The sequence below is a fragment of the Streptosporangium sp. NPDC051022 genome (assembly GCF_040683035.1).
Lineage (GTDB): Bacteria > Actinomycetota > Actinomycetes > Streptosporangiales > Streptosporangiaceae > Streptosporangium.
This window is the reverse complement of the sequence record NZ_JBFBCF010000012.1, coordinates 64,811-81,675: the sequence shown is the minus strand read 5'-3', so window position 1 is coordinate 81,675 and position 16,865 is coordinate 64,811. Positions and strand designations below refer to the sequence as shown.

The window sequence follows — 16,865 nt, the reverse complement described above, 5'->3', positions numbered from 1 at the left end:
TCAGTAATATGTCACATATTTCTAGGGAGATCAATCGTCCGCCGAAGTGTCTTTCCGGGGCTCTCCGAGGCTTTCCAGGTCTCTCCAGTTCAGCCGATCCGTACCCGGCGGTCCACCGCGTAAGCCGCGCCCCTTCCGGCCGTCCGCCGTCCGGCACCCATGGGTCACCGGCGGGACCACCGCCTCCGCCGCCTAGCATGTGAGCCGTGAGTCACCTCCTTGACCAGCCACGTTCGCGCATCGTGAACCTCTGGCGGACCGTGTGGTCCCCCAGGCCCGTCGACCTGCGACGATGGGCGCTGGTCGGCGTCGTCGCCAACGCGGGCATCACGGTGACCGGCGCGGCCGTGCGGGTCACCGGATCGGGGCTCGGCTGCCCGACCTGGCCGAAGTGCACCCCCGACAGCTTCGTCCCGGTCGCCCACGCCGACATCTCGCCGATCAACATGGCCGTCGAGTTCGGCAACCGGCTGCTGACCTTCGTGGTCCTGGTCGCCGGCCTGGCCTGCCTGGTGGCCGCGATGAGACTGGTGCCGCGCCGCCGCGACCTGGTCCGGCTGGCCTGGGTACAGCCCGCCGGCGTGGCCGCGCAGGCGCTCTGGGGCGGCCTGGTGGTGCGCAGCGCGCTCAACCCCGTCACCGTGGGCGTGCACTTCCTGATCTCCATCGGCATGCTCGCCGCCGCCGTCGCACTCCACGCCCGCGCCAAGGAGGGCGACGCCCCGCCGGAGCCGCTGGTCCACCGCGACATCCGCAGGCTGGGGTACGCGCTCACCGCCGCGGTGGCCGTCCTGCTCGTCATGGGAGTGGTGGTGACCGGCACCGGGCCGCACTCCGGGGACGAGATGGCCTCCCGGTTCGACTTCGACATCGAGACCGTGGCCAGGCTCCACGCCGACGTGGTCTACCTCGTGGTGGGACTCACCTTCGCCCTGCTGTTCGCCCTGCACGTCACCAAGGCGCCCGCCCCCGCGCGGCGGGCGGCGCTGATCCTGCTCGGCGTCGAGCTCGCCCAGGGCGTCATCGGCTACGTCCAGTACTTCCTGGCCGTGCCCGCCTTCCTGGTCGGCCTGCACGTGCTCGGTTCGACGCTGGTGTGGATCTGCACGCTGCGGGTGGTGTTCGCGCTGCGGTCGCGGGGAGCGCTGGAGGCCCCGGCGGACGGCCACGACCGGCTCGGCTCCCTCGCGGCACGCACCTGACCCCTCGTTTCACGCCTTATCGAGTCATGGCATGAAGATCGCGGCGACAATGACCGTATGGCACTTTCACGCCCGGCCCTCCGGCGCATCTACCAGGGCACCGTCCTGCTGAGCACGCTGGCGCTCGCCCCGCTGACCTGGGCCTGGCTGTCCAGCTCGGAGCACAGAGCCGTCGCGGACTCCGCTCCCGGCTGGACGGCCGGGGTCCCCTCCGCGCCCACGGCGCTGGTCCTGGGGGCGGCGGCCTTCGACGGCCGTCCCTCCCCCATGCTGGCCAGGCGGCTGGACATCGCCGCCGAGCTGTACCGGACGGGCAGGGTGAAGGCGCTCCTGCTGTCCGGCGACAACGGCAGGAGCGGCTACGACGAGCCCACCGCCATGCGCGACTACCTGATCGCCCACGGCGTCCCCGGCGACGCCCTCGTGCTGGACTACGCGGGCTTCGACACCTGGGACTCGTGCGTGCGGGCCCGGGAGGTGTTCGGGGCCACCCGGGTGACCGTGGTGACCCAGCTGTTCCACCTGCCGAGGGCCGTGACGCTGTGCCGTACGGCGGGCCTGGAGACCTTCGGCGTCGGCGACGACTCGGCCGGGCGCTGGCCCGTCACCTACGTCTACGCGGCCCGCGAGTTCCTCGCCTCGGCGAAGGGCTTCCTGGACTCCGTGGTCCTCCACTCCTCCCCCGTCTTTCCCGGCCCGCGCGAGACCACTCTGGAGACCGCGCTGCACCGGACCGCTCAGTCGGGACCGACGCCCCACCCCGGCAGCGGGTAGGGCCCGGGACCCGGCGGGGGCGGTGAGCAGGCCCCCTGGCCGGGCCGCTGATGAGGCCCCCAGGCCTGCGGGTGAGGGGCGTTCGGCGGAACGTGACCTCCCGGGGACGGCTGCGGGGGCGCGGCGTAGGGCGGGACGTTCCCGCCGGGGGCCGGATCCCGGGGCGCGGGGAAGGCCGAGCGCGCGGCGGCCATGCAGTGCAGCAGCGCCTGCTGCTCCTCGTTGAAGGTGCGCTCGTCGATGATGTGACGCCTGGCCCGCTCGTGCAGCAGCCCGAGCTCGGTGGCCGCGAGCTGGTAGTCCTTCATCGCCCGCAGCCCGGGGCCGCCGCCGTTCTCCTTGGCCCACTGCCTGGCGTGACGGCGGCCGGGCAGCGAGGAGAGCATGGCGACGTCGTGCGGGGCGATCAGACCTGTCGCCTGGTAGGCGGGCAGGTAGCCGTTGATCAGGCCGACGATCCGTTTGCGGTCGCGGAAGACGATCCAGATCAGCACGATCAGCACGATCATCAGCAGCAGGTAGGCGACGGCCAGGCCGCCGATGCCGGCGTAGGAGGCGAAGCCGTTCCAGATGCCGTGCAGCAGCATCGCCCCCGTCCAGCCCGCCGCGACCACCCAAACGCGTCCCGGACCAGGGCGCTGGGCGGCGTAGGCGACCGCGACCCCGATCATCGAGGTGAACAGCGGGTGCGCGAACGGCGACAGGATCCCCCGCAGCACGACGGTCACCGCCAGCCCCTTGGCGCCCGTGTCGTGCAGCGCGGTCACGTAGTAGCTGACGTTCTCGCTCATCGCGAAACCCAGGCCGACCATGCTGGCGTAGATGACGCCGTCGGTCGGCCCGTCGAGCTCGGCCCGCCTGAACCTGAGCAGGCCCAGCAGGACCAGGCCCTTCATGCTCTCCTCGACCACCGGGGCGCCGAAGGTGGCGGCGATGTTGCGCGCGGTGTCGTAGGTGAGGCGGACGGTGTTCTCGATGTAGACGAGGTTGAAGGAGTTGATCAGGCCCGCGAACAGCACCGCGATGCCCGCGCCCCAGGCGAAGGCGAAGATCAGGTTGCTGCGGGGCTCGGGCTCCATGCGGTCGAGCGCCAGCACGGCCGCCAGCAGCACCGGCACCGGGGCCAGGGCCAGGGCGAGCGCGATGAAGAAGTAGACCGGATCCCCGTTGAGCAGGTCGAAGGAGAACGACGCCAGCGCGCACAGACCCGCGACGACCAGTCCGGCGATCAGCGCGACAGACGGGCGGTCCCTCAAGACCCAGCGGGGATCACGGCTCGCCATGCGGCAACCGTAACCGATCAGCCACGACGTGTCCCCTCTCCCCTCGCGCCGGACCACAAACGGCCACGAGGAGGTATTGCCGGACATGGCGCCGTGAAAACGACGGGAACATCTCGCGAGCGGCGGGGAACGCGCACCTGGCGTCGCGGTGAGGTCCGGACGGCACCCGCGAGGCGCGGTCGCGACACCCCGGGCAGCGGTCGCGGCACCCCGGACAAGCGCCTCAGACGAACATGGAGTCGACGGCCACGGCGAGGAAGAGCAGCGCCAGGTAGGCGTTCGACCAGTGGAAGAACCGCATCGGGCGCAGGTCGACGCCGGTCTTGCCCGCGTTGACGCGGCCGAGGAGGCGGTAGACCTCCCACAGGCAGGCGGCGCCGAGGACGGCGGCCACGACGGGGTAGAGCAGGGTGGTCCCGGCGATCGGCCACAGCAGCAGCGAGCACAGCACGGTGGCCCAGGTGTAGGCGAGGCTCTCCAGCACCACGCGGCGCTCGGTGGCGACCACCGGGAGCATGGGGACCTTCGCCGCAGCGTAGTCCTCCTTGTAGCGCATGGCGAGGGTCCAGGTGTGCGGAGGCGTCCAGAAGAACACCACCCCGAACAGCACCACCGGGGCCCAGGCGAGGCTGCCGGTGACACCGGCCCAGCCGATGAGCACCGGCATGCAGCCGGCGATGCCGCCCCAGACCACGTTCTGGGGGGTCCGCCGCTTGAGGATCATCGAGTAGACGAGCACGTAGAAGAGGTTCGCGGCCAGCGACAGGCCCGCGGCGAGCCAATTCACCGTCAAGCCGAGGCCAAGGGTCGACAGCACGCCGAGGATGACGCCGAAGATCAGCGCGTTGGCCGGGGGCACCTGCTCCCTGGCCAGCGGACGGCGGCGGGTACGGCGCATCGCGGCGTCGATGTCGCGGTCGATGTAGCAGTTCAGCGCGTTGGCACTGCCCGCGGACAGGGTCCCGAACACCAGCGTGCAGACGGCGATCCACAGCGGGGGCAGCCCCTTGGCGGCCAGGAACATCACCGGCAGCGTCGTGATCAGCAGCAGCTCGATGATCCGCGGCTTGGTGAGGGCGACGTAGGCCTTCACGACGTCGCCGAACGAGCGCGGTGCGGTGACCGCGGCCGCTGCCGTCGCGGACGGGGCCGTCGATTGCTTCTCGGTGAGCACCATTAAGGCGCTTCCAGCACGTGCGGGGTCAACGCGTAACCTCTGATTAGAGCGAATCCGTGGATGCGGGCACCAGCCAGCCTTGAGCACTCAACTGTAGTTGTTGGGGTGGCCGGTTCCGGCATGGGGTGGGGAAGCGGCGTGATGTGACGTCTTCCATGAGGATATGTCCTGGCTGCTCCGACTCTTACGGGCTCGCCCCGGGACGGCCTACGCAACGGTAGCGAGGCCGAACCGTTAGGGTCCGGTGTGGGCGGGAAAAGCCAAACCGGCGCCACCATCACACAACTAGATCCGGAGATCGAGCACTTGAGCAGCGAACTCGTGCCAGCCCTTGAATGGAGCGACCTGGACCGTCGGGCGGTCGACGTCGTACGGGCCCTGGCGATGGACGCGGTAGAGAAAGCGGGTTCGGGTCACCCCGGCACCGCGATGAGCCTGGCGCCCGCCGCCTACCTGCTTTTCCAGCGGATGATGCGACACGACCCGTCCGACCCCGCCTGGGTGGGCCGGGACCGCTTCGTTCTCTCGGCCGGGCACTCCAGCCTGACCCTCTACATTCAGCTGTTCCTGTCGGGCTACGGCCTGACCCTCGACGACATCAAGAGCCTGCGCCAGTGGGGCAGCCTGACCCCGGGACACCCCGAGCACGGTCACACCGTCGGTGTCGAGACCACCACGGGCCCGCTGGGGCAGGGCATCGGCAACGCCGTCGGCATGGCCATGGCCGCCCGCCGTGAGCGCGGCCTGTTCGATCCGGACGCCGCCACGGGCGCCAGCCCGTTCGACCACACGATCTGGTGCATCGCCTCCGAGGGTGACATCGAGGAGGGCGTCAGCCACGAGGTCAGCGCCATCGCCGGCCACCAGAAGCTCGGCAACCTGGTCGTCGTCTTCGACAGCAACCACATCTCGATCGAGGACGACACCCAGATCGCTCTGAGCGAGGACATCGTCAAGCGCTACGAGGCGTACGGCTGGCACGTCCAGACCGTCGACTGGACCGCAGGCGGCGAGTACTCCGAGGACGTCGAGGCGCTGCACCAGGCCATGGAGGCGGCCCGCGCCGAGACCGGCAGGCCCTCCTTCATCCGCCTGCGCACCGTCATCGGCTGGCCGGCGCCCAACAAGCAGAACACCGGCAAGGCCCACGGCTCCGCCCTGGGCGCCGACGAGGTCGCCGCGACCAAGAAGATCATGGGCCAGGACCCGGCCAAGAGCTTCGACGTCCCCGACGAGGTCCTGGAGCACGCCCGCGGCGTGGTCGAGCGGGGCCGGGCCGCCCGCGCCGAGTGGGAGAAGGCCTACGCCAGCTGGCGCGAGGCCAACCCCGAGCGCGCCGCGGAGCTCGACCGCATCTCGCAGCGGCTGCTGCCCGCCGGCTGGACCGAGGCCCTGCCGATCTTCGAGCCCGGCGCCTCCGTCGCGACCCGCAAGGCCTCCGGCGAGGTGCTCAACAGCCTGGCGCCGGTGCTGCCGGAGCTGTGGGGCGGTTCGGCCGACCTGGCCGAGTCGAACAACACCACGATGAAGGGCGAGCCGTCCTTCATCCCCGAGGAGTACCAGACCAAGGAGTTCCCCGGGAACCGCTACGGCCGCACGCTGCACTTCGGCATCCGCGAGCACGGCATGGGGTCCATCCTCAACGGCATCGCGCTGCACGGCGGCACCCGCCCCTACGGTGGCACGTTCCTGGTCTTCAGCGACTACATGCGGCCTGCCGTACGGCTCGCCGCGCTGATGAAGCTGCCGGTCATCTACGTGTGGACGCACGACTCCATCGGCCTGGGCGAGGACGGCCCGACCCACCAGCCGATCGAGCACCTGTGGGCGCTGCGCGCCATCCCCGGCCTCGACGTGGTGCGCCCGGCCGACGCCAACGAGACGGCCGCCGCGTGGCGGACCGTGATCGAGCACACCGACCGCCCGGCCGCGCTGGCGCTGACCCGGCAGAACCTCCCGGTCTACGAGGGCACGGGCGACGTCTCGAAGGTCTCCAAGGGCGCCTACGTGCTCCAGGAGGCCTCGAACGGGCAGCCCGCCGTCATCCTGATCGGCACCGGCTCGGAGGTCGAGCTGGCCGTCGAGGCCCGTGAGCTGCTGGAGCAGCAGGGCATCCCGGCCCGGGTCGTCTCGATGCCGTGCGTCGAGTGGTTCCACGCCCAGGACTCCGCCTACCGGCAGACGGTGCTGCCTCCGGCGGTCCGCGCCCGCGTCGCAGTCGAGGCGGGAATCGGGCTGGGCTGGCGGGAGTTCGTGGGAGATGAAGGGGAAGTGGTCAGCCTGGAGCACTTCGGTGCCTCGGCCCCCTACAAGACCCTCTACGAGCAGTTCGGCCTCACCGCCGAGCGCGTGGCCGCCGCCGCCAAGGCGAGCCTCGCCCGGACCGGGGCCGACAAGGGCGAGACGACGGGAAACTGATCATGAGTGAGATTCTCAAGAACCTGTCTGAACAGGGCGTTTCCATCTGGCTTGACGACATCAGCCGGGAGCGTCTGCGCACCGGCAACCTGGCGTCGCTGATCCGCGACAAGTACGTGGCCGGCGTCACCTCCAATCCGACGATCTTCGCTTCGGCCCTGAGCAAGGGCGACGCCTACGACACCCAGCTCCACGACCTGGCGGTGCGGGGGGTCGAGGTCGAGGAGGCGGTGCGCGCCATCACCACCTACGACATCCGCTGGGCCGCCGACGTGCTCAGGCCCGTCTACGACGCCACCGGCGGCGTGGACGGCAGGGTCTCCATCGAGGTCGACCCGCGTCTGGCCCGGGAGACCGACAAGACCGTCGCCGAGGCACGCGCGCTGTGGTGGATGGTCGACCGCCCCAACCTGTTCATCAAGATCCCGGCGACGGTCGAGGGCCTGCCCGCGATCACGCAGGCGATCTCCGAGGGCATCAGCGTGAACGTCACGCTGATCTTCTCCCTCGAGCGCTACCGCGCGGTGATGGACGCCTGGCTGACCGGCCTGGAGCGGGCCAAGGCCAACGGCCTGAACCTCGCGGGCATCGAGTCGGTCGCCTCGTTCTTCGTCAGCCGGGTGGACACCGAGATCGACAAGCGCCTGGACAAGATCGGCACCCCCGAGGCCAAGGCGCTCAAGGGCAAGGCGGCGGTCGCCAACGCCCGCCTCGCCTTCGCCGCCTACGAGGACGTCGTCAACTCCCCGCGCTGGCAGGCCCTGAGCGCCGCCGGAGCCCGCCCGCAGCGCCCGCTGTGGGCCTCGACCGGCACCAAGGACCCCAGCTACCCCGACACCCTCTACGTCGACGAGCTGGTCACGAGGGGCACGGTCAACACGATGCCCGAGAAGACCCTCGGCGCCACGGCGGACCACGGCCGCGTCACCGGCGACACCGTCCGCCCCTTCTACGAGGACGCCTGGAACACCATGGCCGCCCTCAAGGAGATCGGCATCGACTACGACGACGTGGTCCGGGTGCTTGAGGACGAGGGCGTGGAGAAGTTCGAGGCGTCCTGGAACGAACTGCTGGCCACCGTCTCCTCCGAGCTCCGGAAGGCGTGAACCACATGTCGGTTTCCGTAACGTTCGGTGAGGAGAACCTGGCCGAGCAGGCGTCGGAGGCGGCCGCACGGCTCGTCTCCGAGGGGGTTCCCGAGGCCCTCTCCAAGGGGGATCCGACCCTCTGGGGGCCCGAGGCCGAGGCCGAGGCGGCGATCCGCCTGGGCTGGCTCACCCTCCCGCTGACCAGCAGGGAGCTGCTACCGGAGATCGGCGAACTGGTCGAGAGGGCCCATGCCGAAGGCCTGGACCACGTGGTCCTGGCCGGCATGGGCGGCTCCTCACTCGCCCCCGAGGTCATCACCTCGACCGCCGACGTGCCGCTGACCGTGCTCGACACCACCGATCCCGGCCAGGTGCTGCGCGCGCTGCGCGACCGGCTCGACCGCACGATCCTGGTGGTCGCCAGCAAGAGCGGCGGCACGGTCGAGACCGACAGTCACCGCCGGATCTACGAGAAGGCCTTCCGTGAGGCGGGCATCGACCCGGCGGAGCGGATCGTCGTGGTCACCGACCCCGGCTCGCCGCTGGAGCAGACGGCGATCGAGGCCGGCTATCCGGTCTTCCTGGCCGACCCCAACGTCGGCGGCCGCTACAGCGCGCTGTCGGCGTTCGGCCTGGTGCCCAGCGCGCTGGCCGGGGCCGACGTCGCGCGGCTGCTCGACGACGCCGACGAGGTGCGCCCGCTGCTCGCGCTGGCCGAGGGCAACCCCGGCCTGGAGCTGGGCGCCGCCCTCGGCGCGGCGGCGGTCTCCGGGCGCGACAAGCTCGTGCTGGAGGACGGCCTCTCGGAGATCAACGGCCTGCCCGACTGGATCGAGCAGCTGATCGCCGAGTCGACCGGCAAGTCCGGCAAGGGCATCCTGCCGGTCGTCGGCGCCGATCCCGGCGAGGCCGAGGACGAGCTGGTCGCCGGGATCGACTCCGACGGCGCGCTCACCGTCGGCGGCCCGCTGGGGGCGCAGTTCCTGGTGTGGGAGTACGCCACGGCCGTCGCGGGCCGCGTTCTCGGCATCGACCCCTTCAACCAGCCGAACGTCGCCGAGTCCAAGGAGAACACCGGCAGGCTGCTGGAGCAGGAGGAGCTGCCGGTCGGCACGCCGATCCTGGTCGACGGCCCGGTCGAGGTGTACGGCGAGCTGCCCGGCGGCCACGCCCCCAAGGACCTGTCGGAGGTGTTCACCCGGCTGCTGGAGGCCGTCCCCTCCGACGGCTATCTCGCGATCATGGCCTATCTCGACCGGGAGGCGGCCTTCGACGCCCCCCACGCCGAGGGCGCCTCGTTCGAGGAGATGACCGACGCGTGGAGCGAGGCCGACCCGGCCACGCTGCGCGGGCGGCTGGCGGTGCGGACCGAGCGGCCGATCACCTTCGGGTGGGGTCCCCGTTTCCTGCACTCCACCGGCCAGTACCACAAGGGCGGACCGCAGAACGGCGTGTTCCTGCAGATCACCGGGGCCGTCGAGGAGGACGTCGAGATTCCCGGCAGGCCGTACACCCTGGGCCGTCTGCAGCTCGCGCAGGCCCTGGGAGACCTGGGCGCGCTGGCCGGCCGCGGACGCCCGGCCGTACGGCTGCACCTGACCGATCGCGCCGCCGGTGTCACACGCCTGCTTGAGGCAGCGCGGGAGGTCTGATGAGCGACAAGCAGTCCGAGACCCATCCTCTCGACACCGGCACCGTCGAGCCCAGCTCGGACGGCGTGCAGGGCGGCGAGACCGGTACCGCGGGGCTCCCCGACCGGTCGACGGCCGCCGCCTCGGTGGTGGCCACCGCCGCCACCACCGAGGCGCTGGTCGAGGCCAACCCGCTGCGCGACCCGCGCGACAAGCGCCTGCCGCGCGTGGCGGGGCCGTGCGTGCTGGTGCTGTTCGGGGTGACCGGTGACCTGGCGCGCAAGAAGCTGCTGCCGGCGATCTACGACCTGGCGAACCGGGGGCTGCTGCCCCCCGGTTTCTCCCTGGTCGGCTTCGCCCGCCGCGACTGGCAGGACCAGGACTTCGCGCGGCTCACCCACGACGCCGTCAAGGAGCACGCGCGGACGCCGTTCCGCGAGGAGGTCTGGAAGCAGCTGTCGGAGGGCATCTTCTTCTGCCCGGGCGAGTTCACCGACGACGGTGCCTTCGACGCGCTGGCCATGATGCTCAAGGAGATCGACCAGACCCGGGGCACCGGTGGCAACTACGGTTTCTACCTGTCGGTGCCGCCGAAGTTCTTCCCGGTGGTGGTCGAGCAGCTCAAGCGGACCGGCCTGGCCAACGGCCCCGAGGGGGCCTGGCGCCGGGTGGTCATCGAGAAGCCCTTCGGGCACGACCTGAAGAGCGCCCAGGAGCTCAACGCGATCACCAGCGCGGTCTTCCCCGAGAGCTCGGTGTTCCGCATCGACCACTACCTGGGCAAGGAGACCGTCCAGAACATCCTGGCGCTGCGGTTCGCCAACAACCTGTTCGAGCCGATCTGGAACCGGGGCTACGTCGACAACGTCCAGATCACGATGGCCGAGGACATCGGCATCGGCGGCCGGGCCGGATACTACGACGGCATCGGCGCGGCCCGCGACGTGATCCAGAACCACCTGCTGCAGCTGCTGGCGCTGGTGGCGATGGAGGACCCGACGTCGTTCGGGGCCGACTCGCTGCGCCGGGAGAAGGAGAAGGTGCTCAGGGCGGTGCAGCTGCCGCCCGACCTGGCGCTGTCCACCGCCCGCGGCCGCTACGGTCCGGGCTGGCAGGGAGGCGAACCGGTCGCGGGCTACACCCAGGAGGACGGCATCCCGCCGGACTCCATCACCGAGACCTACGCCGCCGTCAAGCTGCACATCGCCAACCGCCGCTGGGCCGGGGTGCCGTTCTACCTGCGCACCGGCAAGCGGCTCAGCCGCCGGGTGACCGAGGTGGCGGTGATCTTCCAGCGCGCGCCGCACCTGCCGTTCAGCAAGGACGACACCGAGATACTGGGGCAGAACGCCCTGGTCATCCGGGTCCAGCCGGACGAGGGCATCACGGTGCGCTTCGGCTCCAAGGTGCCCGGAACCGCGATGGAGGTCAGGGACGTCTCGATGGACTTCGCCTACGGCGAGTCGTTCATGGAGTCCTCCCCCGAGGCCTACGAACGACTGCTGCTGGACGTGCTGATCGGCGACCCGCCGCTCTTCCCGCACCAGCGCGAGGTCGAGCTGTCGTGGAAGATCCTCGACCCGATCGAGGACTTCTGGGCCACCCAGGGAGCGCCGGAGGAGTACCCCGCGGGCACGTGGGGTCCCGCCTCCGCCGACGAGATGATGGCCCGCGACGGGCGCACATGGAGGAGGCTGTAGATGACGAGCTTCATGCTCACCGGCACGACCGCGTCGAAGATCTCCTCCCAGCTCACCCAGCTGCGGCACCAGATGGGCACCCCCGCGGTCGGCATGGTGCTGACCCTGGTGGTGGTCGCCGACGAGAGCAACCAGTACGACGCGGTCCGGGCGGCGACCGATGCCGCCCGGGAGCACCCCTCCCGGATACTGGTCGTCATCCCCCGCGACCCGAAGGAGCCGAACCGCCTCGACGCCGAGATCCGTTTCGGCGAGTCCACCCCGGGCGAGGTGATACTGCTGCGCCTGTACGGCGAGCTCACCGAGCACGCCGACTCGGTGGTCGGCCCGCTGCTGCTCACCGACACCCCGGTGGTGGCCTGGTGGCCGGGTGAGGCCCCGGAGATGCCCGCCAAGGACGCCATCGGCGTGCTGGCCCAGCGCCGCATCGTCGACGCGCGCTCGGCGGCCGACTCGGTGAAGGAGATCGTCGGCCGGCTCAAGGGCTACGTGCCCGGCGACACCGATCTGGCCTGGACCCGGCTGACGACGTGGCGGAGCCTGCTGGCCGCCGCGTTCGACCAGCCGGTCGGCAAGGTGAAGAAGGGCAGCGTCGAGGCCGTGGCCGGTCACGCCAGCGCGTCGCTGCTGGCGGCCTGGCTGAGCGATCGTCTCGGCGCGCCGGTGAAGGTCACCGAGTCCGAGGGGCCCGGCCTGACCGCGGTCAAGCTGTCCACGGCCGAGGGGGACATCACCATCACCCGCGGCGACGGGCGCCTGGCCACGCTGTCGCGTCCCGGTCAGCCGGACCGCCAGGTCGCCCTGACCCGGCGCCCGACCTCGGAGCTGCTGGCCGAGGAGATGCGACGCCTGGACCCCGACGAGATCTACGAGGCCACGCTCCGGCGGCTGTCCCGCGGCCACAGGTCCTGACCCGTGCGCAGCGCCCCGCGGTCCGCCGCGGGGCGCTGTTTCATCGCGAGCCCCGTCCCGCGGGCCCGGCCTCGCCGAAGACCGTTCTCACCGAAGACCTGTTCCAAGATCCGAAGACTCGCTGACGCGGTCCCCGTGCCGGAAGACGGCCGCGGGATCCGCCGGGAGTCCGTCGAAGTCGAAAGAGAAGTCCCGTGAGCGTTCCCACTGTGATCATCCATCGCGACGCCGACATGCTCGCCAAGGCCGTCGCCGCCCGGGTGATCACCCGGGCCGTCGACGCCCAGTCGGGCAAGGGCTCGGCCTCCCTGGTGCTGACCGGCGGCACCGTCGGCATCGCCACCCTGGCCGAGATCGCGGCCAGCCCGGCCCGAGACGCGATCGACTGGCGGAACCTGGACATCTGGTGGGGCGACGAGCGTTTCCTGCCGTCCGGCGACCCCGAGCGCAACGAGACCGGCGCCCGCCAGGCCCTCCTGGACCACGTGGACGTCGACCCCGCCCGCGTCCACGTGATGCGCGGTCCCGACTCGGGCATGACCGCCGAGGAGTCGGCCGACGCCTACGCCGAGGAACTGCGCCGGGCCGCGCGCCCCGAGGACCACGGCCCCACCCCCTCCTTCGACGTCCTGATGCTCGGCATGGGCCCGGACGGCCATGTGGCCTCGCTGTTCCCCGGCCTGCCGGCGCTCTACGACACGCGCCCCGTGGTCGCGGTGCACGGCTCCCCGAAGCCTCCGCCCACCCGGATCTCGCTGACGCTGCCGGTCATCCAGAGCGCGCGCGAGGTGTGGGTGGTCGCCGCGGGTGAGGAGAAGGCGGGAGCCGTACGGCTGGCGCTGGCGGACTCGGGGCCGATGCAGGTCCCGGCGGCGGGCGCCCGCGGCCGCCAGCGGACGCTGTTCCTGCTGGACAGGGCCGCCGCCTCCAAGATCCCCCCGTCCCTGGGCCGCATCTCCTCTCCCTGATCCCGCGTTTCCCGTCAAGCCCCGTGAATGGCATGTCCGTTCACGGGGCTTTTCTCATAAAGAATCGCCCTATGATTACCGCCACGGCGACGCGGGCGGGGGGACGATGAACAGGGAACGGTCGATTACGGTGCTCCATGTCTCCGACACGCAGTTCGGTGGAGAGCATCGATTCGGAACCGAGGGGATAACAGCCGGAGACCGGCGATTCTCCTCATTGGCCGCCCGGCTGCTGGAGGACGTCGCCTGGCTCGGCGAGGAGTACGGCGTGCGCCCCGACCTGGTGGTGGCCTCGGGCGATCTGGCCGAGTGGGCGCTTCCCAACGAGTTCACCAGGGTCGGCGAGTTCCTCACCGAGTTGTCGGAGGGGCTGGGCCTGGGACGCGAGCGCGTGGCGATGGTGCCGGGAAATCACGATGTCAACTGGAAGAAGTGCCGGGCGTATTTCGAGGACTGCGAGGGGGACGAAACTACACCAACTCCTCCTTACTGGCCAAAATGGCAGCCGTACTTCAGGATGTTCGGGCAGTTTTATGCAGATAAGTCGGGCATATCCTTCCCCAAGGACCAGCCCTGGACTCTGTTCGAGATGCCGGAGCTGAGGACCGTCGTCGCCGGGCTCAACTCGACCGTCGCCGAGACCCACCGGGACACCGACCACTACGGATACTGCGGCGAGGAGCAACTGCGCTGGTTCGCCGAGCGATTACGCGAGCACACCCGGCGGGGCTGGCTGCGGATCGGCGTGATGCACCACAACCCGGGGATCAACGATCCGGGCGACGACGCCTTCCTGCGTGACCGCGACCGGTTCGAGGAACTGCTCGCCCCGCACCTGCACGTGCTGCTGCACGGCCACACCCACGAGGGCAGGATCGGCAGCTTCGGCGCCGACGGCCTGCCGGTGCTGTGCGCCGGCAGCGCCGGCGTGCGCAAGCAGGCCCGCCCCGAGGAGGTGCCCAACCAGTACCAGCTGATCCGGCTGTCACGGACGGGCCTGACCGTGTACGGCAGGCGCTACAACGCGGCCCGCTCCCGCTGGGAGGGCGACACGGGCGTGGGCAGGAGGCCGGACGAGCCGACCCGGACGGTACGGCGTTCCTTCGACCAGGCGGGCGCCGCGTTCCCCGATCCGGCCGGTGACGACGACCAGGAGGGGGACAGAGACGAGTACCGGGAGGTCAAGTCCTTCGCCCAGGCGGGCGGCCGCTCGGAGCGTCGGCGCGACGATCTCCTCACCCGGGTGCAACGGGTCTGCGAGGTCCGTCATCCGGGCGCGCTCGTGGAGAAGGTCACGACGAGCGGCGGGCGTTTTTCCGGCTATCTCCGGGTGGCCGTGCCGGGCGAGCCCCAGGTGTCGCTGTATCCGGTGGGCGCCCACGAGGGAACACCGGCCCGGGAGACAATCGAGACCTTCCTTTCCGGCGTGGACGCGCGCTACCGGGCGGGCGATCCGCACCTGACCTCGGTCCTCGTCTACGACGGCGACCCGGCCCCCGAGGAGCTGCGCCGGTGGGCGGGCATGCGCGGCCTGCGGTTACAGCGCCTGATGGAGTTCCAGGGCATGTACGACCTGCAGCCCTACGCCAGGGGACAGGCCGAGCGGCTGGCGAACAGCAAGATCTACCCGCCCTCGCTCTACGTCCCGCAGCGGTTCGGCGTCATGGGCGACCGGGAGCGAACGGCCCAGGCCCGGACGGACCTGCTGGAGCGGCTGCGGGAGTGGGTCGCCGACCACGAGGGCCGGTTCGTCGTCGTGCTCGGCGAGTTCGGGCACGGCAAGACCTTCCTGCTGCGCGAGCTGACCCGGCTGATCTACGAGGAGGGCGTGCCACCGGTCATCCCGGTCCTGATCCAGCTGCGGGACCTGGAGAAGGCCCACGGCCTCGACGAGTTGCTGGCCGCGCACCTGACGGCCGGAGGTGAGGAGGTCATCGACCACCGGCTGCTGCGCTACCTCATCCAGGAGGGGCGGGTGCTGCTGCTGTTCGACGGCTTCGACGAGCTGGCGCTGCGGGTGACCTACGAGCAGGCCGCCGAGCACCTGAGCACGCTGGTGCGGGCCGCGCAGGGGCGGGCGAAGGTGGTGCTGACCAGCCGTACCCAGTACTTCCTGTCGGACCGGCAGGTGGAGACGGCCCTGGCCACCCGGCTGGCGGGCATGCCGGGCCGCAGGCTCGTCAAGATCCACGACTTCGACGACGCGCAGATCCTGGCCTTCCTGACCCGGCTGCTGGACGGCGACGAGGCCGGGGCACGCGCCCGGCTCGGGCTGCTGCGCGACGTGCGCGACCTGCTGGGCCTGTCGCGCAACCCGCGCATGCTCAGCTTCATCGCCCGCCTCGACGAGGACCGGCTTCGCCGGGTCCGCGACCGGGAGGGCACGATCAGCGCGGCGGTGCTCTACCGCGAGCTGCTGCAGCGCTGGCTGGAGTTCGAGTACGACCGGGCCCAGCCGAGGGGCGCGGCGCCGTCGCTGTCGGTCGAGGACCGCTGGAACGCGGTGCGGACACTGGCCCTGCGGCTGTGGAGCTCCGGTGAGGAGGCCCTCGACCTAGAGACGCTCGGCGCCGCCGCCGGAGCGCTGGAGAGCCTGGCCGACCTCCAGCTCACCATGGACCAGGCCTCCCACATGATCGGATCGGGCACCCTGCTTGTCCGCCCCGAGGCGGACCGCTTCAAGTTCGTGCACCGCTCGGTGATGGAGTGGCTGGTCGCCGAACAGGTCGCCGACCAGCTCGGCGAGCCGGGCCTCGACCCGGCCGAGCTGACGCTGCGGCCCGTCTCCGACTTGATGATCGACTTCGTCGCCGAACTCGCGGGCCGAGAGAGGGCGATCGGCTGGGCCCGCTCCCGGCTCTGGGCTCTGCCGGAGGAGACAACCGAGGCGGCCAAGCTGAACGCGCTGACCCTGCTCCGCAGACTGGGCGCCTCCGCGCACGCGGGCATCGTCCCCTTCCCGGTCGTCAGGCTGCCGGAGGCGAACCTCAGAGGAGCCGACCTCAGAGGAGCCGACCTGCGCGACGCGGACCTGTCAGGCGCGGATCTCCGGGAGGCCCGGCTCGACGACGCCGACCTCTCCGGGGCGAACCTGGCCTCCGCCGACCTACGGCACAGCTCAGGGGTAGGACTCCGGCTGCGGAACGCCGATCTGACGGGAGCCGCCTTCTCCTTCGCGAAGCTGATCGCCACCGATCTCACCGGTATCCGAGCTGACGGGACACGCTGGTCACGGACGATCCTCCTGGGAGCGACCGTCCCGTCGGGTCTCCTCGACGGCCGGGACACCTTCGGAGCCGCCCTCCCCTGGCACACCGTCTCTGCGGCCCGGCTGACCATCCTGCCGGACGGATCCGCCAGAACGGTGGCCTGGAGCCCAGACGGCACCCTCCTGGCATCCGCCTCCGGCGGGAAAAGGGCACACATCTGGGACCCGACCACGGGTGCCCTCATCCGTACCCTTGGAGATCGCATCGGCAGGGTTCACACGGTGGCCTGGAGCCCCGACGGCACCCACCTCGCCACCGGCGGCGACAACGGCACCGTACACCTGTGGGACCTCGCCACCGGCACCCCGACCCGCACCCTCGAAGACCACACCGGCAGCGTGCTCCCGATGGCCTGGAGCCCCGACGGCACCCACCTCGCCACCGGCGGCGACAACGGCACCGTACACCTGTGGGACCTCGCCACCGGCACCCCGACCCGCACC

At 71.0% G+C, this 16,865-nt stretch carries 11 protein-coding genes; 9 read left to right on the top strand and 2 right to left on the bottom strand.

All coding sequences use genetic code 11. The features are described 5' to 3' along the window. Nucleotides 1–206: 206 nt before the first annotated feature. Together AB0N02_RS20785 and AB0N02_RS20780 are read left to right on the top strand one after the other, a co-directional pair. The gene (locus tag AB0N02_RS20785) at nt 207–1,202 is read left to right on the top strand and encodes a COX15/CtaA family protein (RefSeq protein WP_363948812.1); all 996 of its coding nucleotides are present in this window, start codon (nt 207–209) and stop codon (nt 1,200–1,202) included. Between the two features lie 57 nt (nt 1,203–1,259). After that, nucleotides 1,260–1,976: an ElyC/SanA/YdcF family protein gene (locus tag AB0N02_RS20780; protein ID WP_363948809.1), complete on the top strand. Its 717-nt coding sequence runs from the start codon at nt 1,260–1,262 to the stop codon at nt 1,974–1,976. Here the strand turns inward: AB0N02_RS20780 and AB0N02_RS20775 are convergent. Both AB0N02_RS20775 and AB0N02_RS20770 read right to left on the bottom strand, forming a co-directional pair. Then, entirely contained in the window at nt 1,940–3,259 is a 1,320-nt protein-coding gene (locus AB0N02_RS20775) for a PrsW family glutamic-type intramembrane protease (RefSeq protein ID WP_363948806.1), read from the bottom strand. The two genes, AB0N02_RS20780 and AB0N02_RS20775, sit on opposite strands and share 37 nt — an antisense overlap. Nucleotides 3,260–3,482: 223 nt before the next feature. Next, nucleotides 3,483–4,436 carry a heme o synthase gene (locus AB0N02_RS20770; RefSeq protein ID WP_363948803.1) on the bottom strand — a complete coding sequence of 318 codons (954 nt, stop codon included), beginning with the start codon at nt 4,434–4,436 and terminating at the stop codon, nt 3,483–3,485. Between the two features lie 306 nt (nt 4,437–4,742). Here AB0N02_RS20770 and tkt point away from each other — a divergent pair, with 306 nt between their 5' ends. The 7 genes from tkt to AB0N02_RS20735 all read left to right on the top strand — a co-directional run. Next, complete coding sequence (gene tkt, locus AB0N02_RS20765) at nt 4,743–6,854, top strand: transketolase (RefSeq protein WP_363948801.1); 2,112 nt, start codon at nt 4,743–4,745, stop codon at nt 6,852–6,854. Nucleotides 6,855–6,856: 2 nt separating this feature from the next. After that, nucleotides 6,857–7,960 (top strand): transaldolase, encoded by a 1,104-nt coding sequence (tal, locus tag AB0N02_RS20760; RefSeq protein ID WP_363948798.1) that lies wholly within the window; start codon nt 6,857–6,859, stop codon nt 7,958–7,960. 5 nt (nt 7,961–7,965) lie between these two features. Next, a complete protein-coding gene (locus AB0N02_RS20755) occupies nt 7,966–9,594 on the top strand; it encodes a glucose-6-phosphate isomerase (RefSeq protein ID WP_363948795.1) in 1,629 nt (542 codons plus the stop codon). After that, entirely contained in the window at nt 9,594–11,273 is a 1,680-nt protein-coding gene (zwf, locus tag AB0N02_RS20750) for a glucose-6-phosphate dehydrogenase (protein WP_363948792.1), read from the top strand. Before AB0N02_RS20755 ends, zwf begins: the two co-directional genes overlap by 1 nt. Continuing rightward, nucleotides 11,274–12,185 carry a glucose-6-phosphate dehydrogenase assembly protein OpcA gene (locus tag AB0N02_RS20745; protein WP_363948790.1) on the top strand — a complete coding sequence of 304 codons (912 nt, stop codon included), beginning with the start codon at nt 11,274–11,276 and terminating at the stop codon, nt 12,183–12,185. It abuts the gene before it with no gap. Between the two features lie 194 nt (nt 12,186–12,379). Then, entirely contained in the window at nt 12,380–13,153 is a 774-nt protein-coding gene (pgl, locus tag AB0N02_RS20740; RefSeq protein ID WP_363948787.1) for a 6-phosphogluconolactonase, read from the top strand. Nucleotides 13,154–13,259: 106 nt separating this feature from the next. Beyond that, the coding region (locus tag AB0N02_RS20735) for a pentapeptide repeat-containing protein (RefSeq protein ID WP_363948784.1) at nt 13,260–16,865 on the top strand (3,606 nt) is incomplete at its 3' end.

Excerpts from the sequence above, each read along its gene's own strand:
- AB0N02_RS20745 (WP_363948790.1), top strand. The coding sequence starts at position 11,274 with ATGACGAGCTTCATGCTCACCGGCACGACCGCGTCGAAGATCTCCTCC.
- AB0N02_RS20755 (WP_363948795.1), top strand. The coding sequence starts at position 7,966 with ATGTCGGTTTCCGTAACGTTCGGTGAGGAGAACCTGGCCGAGCAGGCG.
- AB0N02_RS20770 (WP_363948803.1), bottom strand. The coding sequence starts at position 4,436 with ATGGTGCTCACCGAGAAGCAATCGACGGCCCCGTCCGCGACGGCAGCG.
- AB0N02_RS20780 (WP_363948809.1), top strand. The coding sequence starts at position 1,260 with ATGGCACTTTCACGCCCGGCCCTCCGGCGCATCTACCAGGGCACCGTC.
- tal (WP_363948798.1), top strand. The coding sequence starts at position 6,857 with ATGAGTGAGATTCTCAAGAACCTGTCTGAACAGGGCGTTTCCATCTGG.
- AB0N02_RS20775 (WP_363948806.1), bottom strand. The coding sequence starts at position 3,259 with ATGGCGAGCCGTGATCCCCGCTGGGTCTTGAGGGACCGCCCGTCTGTC.
- zwf (WP_363948792.1), top strand. The coding sequence starts at position 9,594 with ATGAGCGACAAGCAGTCCGAGACCCATCCTCTCGACACCGGCACCGTC.